The 6,775-nt window shown below is 59.6% G+C and carries 6 protein-coding genes; 2 read left to right on the plus strand and 4 right to left on the minus strand.

Annotated elements, in window-relative coordinates; all coding sequences use genetic code 11:
• Positions 1-107: 107 nt before the first annotated feature.
• Entirely contained in the window at positions 108-1,853 is a 1,746-nt protein-coding gene (locus tag ACQRCJ_RS11715; RefSeq protein ID WP_427799864.1) for a YcaO-like family protein, read from the minus strand.
• Positions 1,854-1,855: 2 nt separating this feature from the next.
• Entirely contained in the window at positions 1,856-2,563 is a 708-nt protein-coding gene (locus ACQRCJ_RS11720; RefSeq protein WP_427799865.1) for a class I SAM-dependent methyltransferase, read from the minus strand.
• A 243-nt stretch (positions 2,564-2,806) separates the two neighbouring features.
• On the opposite strand from ACQRCJ_RS11720, the gene ACQRCJ_RS11725 reads away from it, so the two are divergent.
• Together ACQRCJ_RS11725 and tpx are read left to right on the plus strand one after the other, a co-directional pair.
• Complete coding sequence (locus ACQRCJ_RS11725) at positions 2,807-3,670, plus strand: 50S ribosomal protein L11 methyltransferase (protein WP_168936484.1); 864 nt, start codon at positions 2,807-2,809, stop codon at positions 3,668-3,670.
• A 75-nt stretch (positions 3,671-3,745) separates the two neighbouring features.
• Positions 3,746-4,249 carry a thiol peroxidase gene (gene tpx / locus ACQRCJ_RS11730; RefSeq protein WP_204674086.1) on the plus strand — a complete coding sequence of 168 codons (504 nt, stop codon included), beginning with the start codon at positions 3,746-3,748 and terminating at the stop codon, positions 4,247-4,249.
• 412 nt (positions 4,250-4,661) lie between these two features.
• Here the strand turns inward: tpx and rho are convergent, their stop codons facing one another.
• Positions 4,662-5,912, minus strand: coding sequence for a transcription termination factor Rho (rho, locus tag ACQRCJ_RS11735; RefSeq protein ID WP_040369422.1), 1,251 nt, complete (start codon positions 5,910-5,912; stop codon positions 4,662-4,664).
• A 195-nt stretch (positions 5,913-6,107) separates the two neighbouring features.
• Positions 6,108-6,626: a CarD family transcriptional regulator gene (locus ACQRCJ_RS11740; RefSeq protein ID WP_006005737.1), complete on the minus strand. Its 519-nt coding sequence runs from the start codon at positions 6,624-6,626 to the stop codon at positions 6,108-6,110.
• Positions 6,627-6,775 lie beyond the last annotated feature (149 nt).

Consider the following 6,775-nt stretch of genomic DNA (forward strand, 5'->3'; position numbering starts at 1 on the left):
AACAGAGTAGGGCGCGGCAGCCGTCGTCAGGTCAGCCTGAGAGGATGGAAAAGGGAGAAAGCCCTGTACAGGACTTTCTCCCCGGTAGTCATGGAATGCGGTAATACTTAAAGCGATGCTTTAAGCTCTTCCAGATGCGTGCGGGCAAAGTCCAGCGAAGGATCCACTTCCAGCGCGGCCGCCAGATGTTCCATGGCGGCTTCCTTCTGGCCCAGGAATTTTTCGCACAGCCCCAGATTGGCCAAGTCCATCACCGAGCCCTTGTCCACCTTGAGCACGGCACGGAAGGCGGCAGCGGCTTCTTCATAACGCTTGAGCTTGAACAGGCAGACGCCCAGCAGGTTGCCGTATTCCTTCATGTCCGGGCACAGGGCCACAGCGTCACGCAGGGGGGACAGGGCACTTTCCCAGTCGCCGGTCAGCGTGGAGACATAACCTTCGTAAAAGGCGGCCAGCCCCTTGGCGTCATTTTCGGGCTGCAGGGGGCGGGCCTGGGCGAAAAGGTCACGAGCCTCTTCAAAACGTTCCGCACGCAGGGCCAGCATGGCCCGGAAAAAGGGCAGGAAATGCGCGTTGGGGTAGCAGCGCTCCAGCACGGCCAGCCCATGCAGGGCCGTTTCCTCGTCCGCTTCTTCAGCCAGCTTGCGGCCCACGAACAGACCGATGCTCTGGTTGCGGTCACGCTCGCGGAAGGAGAGCCCCGGAGCGATGCAGTAGTGGGCCGGGACGCCCAGATCGGGATGCGTAGTCTCTACAGCATAGACCTGTACCGGTTCCAGATCATGCAGCGCCCGGAGCAGCTCGTCGCGGATGTCGGGCGCTTCCACGCTGGGCAGGTCGGACAGGCGGCAGACGGGCCCTTCCAGCAGCCATTGGATGTCCTCCAGACGCTCGAACTTGGAAAGACCGGAGGCCTCGTAGCAGGCCTGCGTGCAGAAGTCACCGCCCAGCTGGGCGATCTCCGTGACGGCACGGATGGCGGCCTTGGCCGGAGAGGCTGCGGTGCCGGCCGTGAACACGATCTCGGAGCGGGCCGGGAAGGTGGCCGGGTCCCAGGCCACCGCGCCGACAGTGGGCAGCGGCATGCCCAGGGAGAAATCCTTGAGCACGATATGGATGCCTTCCCGTTCAAAGGCGGCCAGCAGGTCGCGCAGGGTGGGATCGTCCACTTCGTGGGGATCGATGGTGGGGGTGGTCAGGCGTTCCCGGTCGATACGGCAGCAGACATGCCGCTCCACCAGTTCGGAAAGGCCCTGCAGAAGCGATTCCTCCAGGCTGTTGCCGGCGGACGTGCCGTTGAATTCGCCCAGCAGCTTGAACCAGTCCAGCGGCAGCCAGACGGTGCGACCGTCAGCCAGATGCGTGGCAGGGAAGAAGTTCCAGCGCAGGGTGCTCATGGCTTCGCGGGCCTGTTCCGGGGAAAGACTGTCGTCCACGGAGCGGCAGATCTCCTCGATGGGCAGCAGATCCTTGCCGAAGCGCTCTTCGGCCTCGGCCCAGGTGGCGCTGACCATATGCGGCAGGCGCTGCCAGAAACTGAAGAAGGCAAAGCGTTCCATCAGTTCCATCAGAGCGGAAGCACGGGCCTGTTCCGGCGAGGAACCTTTGCCCATCTGTTTGCGGGTGGGCATGATGCCGCGGGCGTCCCTGCCGCAAACGCTGAGGTAGACCGGGATGCCCAGACGGCCCACGTCCACGCGGCGGACTTCGGCCAGGATGTCCAGACCGGCGGCCTGCATGCGGGCCTGCACGCGTTCATAGGTCTCCTGGGGCGAGATGGTCTTGTCCAGGTCGCGGGTATAGCCCTTGGGGCAGGACTGCAGACGGATGACGGGAAGAGTGGTCGTGCTCATGGCTACTGCTTGCGCTCCAGGATATGCAGGACGTAGATGCGGCGCTGTTCCTTGCCGTCGGCATCTTGGCTCTTGACGCCGATATGGCCTTCCTGCACCTGGAAGGTCTTGGCGGCCAGCTTGGCAAAATGCGGTTTGGCGCGGGCCATGTCCGTGCAGAATACGGCCTTGCCGCCCGGAGCCAGATGACGGTCCACGAATTTCAGCAGCGGCCGGTGCAGGTCATCGAGATACAGGAGCTCCGAAGCGACGATGCGGTCGAAGCCTTCGGGGAAGCGCTCGTCCTTGCCGGGACGGGAAACGTCCAGATAGCAGACGTCGATCAGGTTCTGCAGCTTGTTGTGCAGCACGTTGGCCCGGGCGAACTGGAGGGCATCATTGACGATGTCGCTGGTCACGATATGGCGGAAGCCGTAACGGGAGGCCACCAGACTGAGCACGCCACAACCGCCGCCCAGCTCCAGCATGGTCTTGCCCTCGGGCTCCAGCTTGCGCAGGAAGCGCCCCAGCACGAAGGAGCCCGGCCAGACCTTGGCCCAGAGCGGCAGATCTTTCAGCGGGTCATGGATGGCGTGCCGTGCCAGCAGCCCGTCCAGATGGCTCTGCATATTGTTGATGTTCAGGACCTCCAGCTGGCCGTCATCCAGCTGCAGGGGAACAAAGTCCACATCGAAGGTCTTGCGGATGTCCGCAAGGATCTGGTCCAGCATCGTCGTCTCCCGTATATTTTTCCGTCTGGGCCGGATACGTCCCGACTGGCCGGAAAAGGCTTGTGGAATTCTCAGGGGATCACTAGGAAAATCTGAAAAGCTGAAAAAAAGGAGGCGCCCCGCCCGGGGACGCACTCACGAAGCAGACGGCAAAAGGCCGATGCCGACAATCCATACAGGCATTTGCGCCGCAAATCAACATGCCGGCTTGACAGGGCCCGGTGTGCGGGCTAGGCAGAATGCATGAAAACCATCCATCGCCTCGAAATTGTTGTTGCGGAAAGTGATTACGACTGCGCCACCGGCCTGCTGGCCCTGGAAGTGCCCTTTGGCTGGGAAGAGCAGAGCCTGCCCACCGGCGAGACGCGCTTCCGGGTCCACTGCGAGCAGAAGGATTTTCTGGAACGGCTGCAGCAGCTGCTGAAGCAGACCGTCCCGGCTGCGGAAAGCGCTCTTTCCGAGCTGGAGGAGACCGACTGGCTGGCGGCTTGGCGTCAGTTCTTCACGCCTGTGTGTTGCGGTAACCATTTTGTGGTCCTGCCGCCGTGGCTGGCGGATACGCAGGACTTCCCCGGCCGGACGCCCATCCTCATCGAGCCCAAGAGTGCCTTTGGCACCGGCCATCATGCCACTACGGCCCTGTGTCTGCGTGTGGTCAGCGATCTGCTGGAAGCCGGACGCCTGCAGGAAGGGCAGCATTTCCTCGATCTGGGCACCGGTTCCGGGGTGCTGGGCATCGGCTGCTGCAAGTTCGGCCTTACGGGCGAAGGTCTGGACATCGATCCGCTGGCCGTGGACAACGCGGTCGAGAATCGTGCCCTCAACGCCATCGCGCCTGAAAACTTCACCGTGGCCGAGGGCAGCATCGGTGCCGTGACTGGCAAGCAGTTCGACTTGGTGCTGGCCAACATCCTGGCCCGTCCGCTGACCGAGATGGCGGCCGATATCGTGCGCGTCTGCCGCCCCGGCGGTTGCCTCGTCCTTTCCGGGCTCTTGGAGATCCAGGCTGACGGCGTGACCGCGGCTTACAAGGCCCAGGGACTGCCCGAACCGCGCCGTATCATCGACGGCGAATGGGCCGCCCTGGTCTGGGATTCCGTTAAATAGGAAATGTTCTTGACAAGGACAGGGCATCCTGCTACATAAGGGCATCTTGAACGCAAAAGCCGCAAGGAGCTTTTTATGAATACTGTCACTTTCATGGGTAATCCTCTCCACCTCGAAGGCAACCTGCCCGTCGTTGGCCAGAAGGCCCCTGAATTCACGGTGTGCAACAACGGCCTCGAACCCCGCAGCCTGAAAGACTACGCGGGCAAGATCGTGGTCCTGGTGAGCGTGCCTTCTCTGGATACGCCCGTGTGTGATATGGAAGTGCGTCGCTTCAACAAGGAAGCCGCTGCCCTGTCCGACAAAGTGCAGATCCTGGCCCTGAGCTGCGACCTGCCCTTCGCTCAGGCCCGCTGGTGCGGTGCCGCCGGCGTGCAGGCCGTGGAAAGCCTGTCCGACTACAAGGACGTGGATTTCGGCAAGAACTACGGCGTGCTGATCCAGGAACTGCGTCTGCTGGCCCGCGCCATCTTCGTGGTGGCTCCCGACGGTACGCTGGCTTACAGCCAGCTGGTGCCCGAAGTGACCAACGAGCCTGACTACGACGCCGTTCTGGAAGCGGTGAAGAAGCTGGCCTAACCGGTCCCATCCATTGCTCTGATGCTTCTGGGCTCCCTTCGGGGAGCCCTTTTTTTGTGTCGTCGTCCACCGGAGTCCTTCCTGTCTTTGTCGTTCTCCCTGCGGATGCAGGCCAGGGAGCACTGTCCCTTGCAAATCATAGAGATGCTGATGGAGTGGCACAAGACGGATGTCCTTCAGTATACGGACTGGCAAATGCTCCAAGGGAAGTGTGCCGCGTCACGAGTTTTTCTGGATGACTCGTGGAAAAAAACGGAGCAGGGCAGAGCGGATGTACGAGCCACAAATCAAAACCGCCCATCAAAAGACACCCAACGCGTGTCTTTTCATTTCGCTCTATGGCGTTCGGTAGGACAAAATAACAAAAAAGGCGCTCCAAAGAGCGCCTTTCTGAAAAGCGGATACGTTGTTGCTATTTGCCCATGGCGTCCATGAAGTCCTTGTTGGACTTGGTCCCGCGCATCTTGTCCAGCAGGAATTCCATGCTGTCGATGGAGGACATGGGAGCCAGGATCTTGCGCAGGATCCAGACGCGGTTGAGGATATCGTCGGAAAGCAGCAGGTCTTCCTTGCGGGTGCCGGTGCGGTTGATGTCGATGGCCGGGAAGATGCGCTTTTCCGCCAGGTGGCGGTCCAGATAGATCTCCATGTTGCCGGTACCCTTGAATTCTTCGAAGATGACTTCGTCCATGCGGGAGCCGGTGTCGATCAGAGCCGTGGCGATGATGGTCAGGCTGCCGCCTTCTTCGATATTGCGCGCGGCACCAAAGATACGCTTGGGGCGCTGCAGGGCGTTGGCGTCCAGACCACCGGAAAGCACGCGGCCAGATGAAGGGGTCACGGCGTTATAAGCGCGGCCCAGACGGGTGATGGAGTCCATAAGGATGACCACGTCCCGCTTGCGTTCCACCAGACGCTTGGCTTTTTCCAGTACCATTTCACAGACCTGCACGTGGCGCTGGGGCGGTTCGTCAAAGGTGGAGCTGATGACTTCGGCCTTTTTCACGGTACGTTCCATGTCCGTGACTTCTTCGGGGCGTTCGTCGATGAGCAGGACGATCAGATAGACGTCGGGATTGTTGGCATTGATGGCGTTGGCCAAAGACTGCAGCAGAACAGTCTTGCCGGTACGCGGCGGGGCCACGATGAGACCGCGCTGACCACAGCCGATGGGCGACATGATGTCGATGACGCGGTTGGAAAGATTTTTCTCGCCATTTTCCATGATCAGCTGGTGATCAGGATAGATGGGCGTCAGGTTGTCGAACAGAACGAGATTTTTGGCATTTTCCGGCGGTTCGAAGCCGATCTCCGTCACTTTGAGCAGGGCAAAGTAGCGTTCGCCTTCTTTTGGGGGGCGGATCTGGCCGGAAACGATATCGCCTTTACGCAGGGAAAAGCGGCGGATCTGGGAGGGAGAAACATAGATGTCGTCCGGGCCGGGCATGTAGCTGCACAGGGGAGAGCGCAGGAAGCCGAAGCCGTCGGGCAGGATCTCCAGGACGCCATCCCCGTAGATGGCACCGTTTTGGGAGGCACAGGCCTGCAGGAGGGCGAAGATGAGTTCTTGCTTGCGCATGGAGCTGGCATTTTCGATCTCGTACTGCTCAGCCAGTTCCATCAGGGCCTGCATGCTGCGGGTTTTCAGTTCTGTCAGGCTCAGGCCGCTATCTGAAAGTAAGGCGGGTGCAGCCTTTTTTTTACGGACGTATTTACGGGGTGCTTTTTCCATGGGCGTAGAAAGCACGCATCACCGAAAAACGGCAATGCGATGCAAAAAGATGTTATGGGATTGGAAGAAAAAAGGCGTGTGAAAAGCGTGTAGCCTATCTTGTGGCCGGAAGCAAGTAAAAAATAGTTAATGCGCAGTGGTCGCAGGCTGCTTGGCAGGCGGGGAATAAAGAGAGATGAGCTCGGACTGCAAGTCCCGCTGTTCCGTCTTGAGGACTTCGCCCAGTTCACCGGTCACAAGGCTCATGGCCTGTTCCAAGAGACGCCGTTCACCAAAGGAAAGATCCTTGGTACGGCCGATGAGGAGGAGTTCGCGCAGGACGTTGGCGACGATGGAAAGGTCAGGACTCTTGAGGCGTTCGGAATACTCGCGGAAGCGCCGGTTCCAGTTCTGGCCTGTGTGGACGGTCTGCTGGGGGTTGTTGCGCAGCGCTTCCCAGATGTGTTCTGCTTCCTTGGTGCTGACCAAAGTGCGCAGACCAACATTAGAGGCATTTTTGACAGGTACCATGAGGGTGATACTGTTGGCCCGGATGCGCACGATGTAGAAATCGCACGCCGAACCACCAATATTCTGGCTGTCGATGCGCTCTATCTGGCCCACTCCTTGAGCTGGGTACACTACAAGCTGTTCGGATGTAAACATTTCCGTCCAAGGGTTGAAGTGCCCGCGCCAAACGCGAAGAAAAATAGCAAATGTGGAAAAGATTCAGGTAATCTTTTCCACTGTTAAAAGAACATAACGTACAACCAATCATTAGTCCAGCAAAAATTTTTTTTACTGGAATCATGACA

The sequence above is a fragment of the Desulfovibrio sp. SGI.102 genome, assembly GCF_050314315.1.
Taxonomy (GTDB): Bacteria; Desulfobacterota; Desulfovibrionia; order Desulfovibrionales; family Desulfovibrionaceae; genus Desulfovibrio.

Bases quoted from the DNA above. Each gene is read 5' to 3' on its own strand.
- ACQRCJ_RS11720 (WP_427799865.1), bottom strand. From the start codon at position 2,563: ATGCTGGACCAGATCCTTGCGGACATCCGCAAGACCTTCGATGTGGAC.
- ACQRCJ_RS11740 (WP_006005737.1), bottom strand. From the start codon at position 6,626: ATGTTTACATCCGAACAGCTTGTAGTGTACCCAGCTCAAGGAGTGGGC.
- ACQRCJ_RS11725 (WP_168936484.1), top strand. From the start codon at position 2,807: ATGAAAACCATCCATCGCCTCGAAATTGTTGTTGCGGAAAGTGATTAC.
- ACQRCJ_RS11715 (WP_427799864.1), bottom strand. From the start codon at position 1,853: ATGAGCACGACCACTCTTCCCGTCATCCGTCTGCAGTCCTGCCCCAAG.
- tpx (WP_204674086.1), top strand. From the start codon at position 3,746: ATGAATACTGTCACTTTCATGGGTAATCCTCTCCACCTCGAAGGCAAC.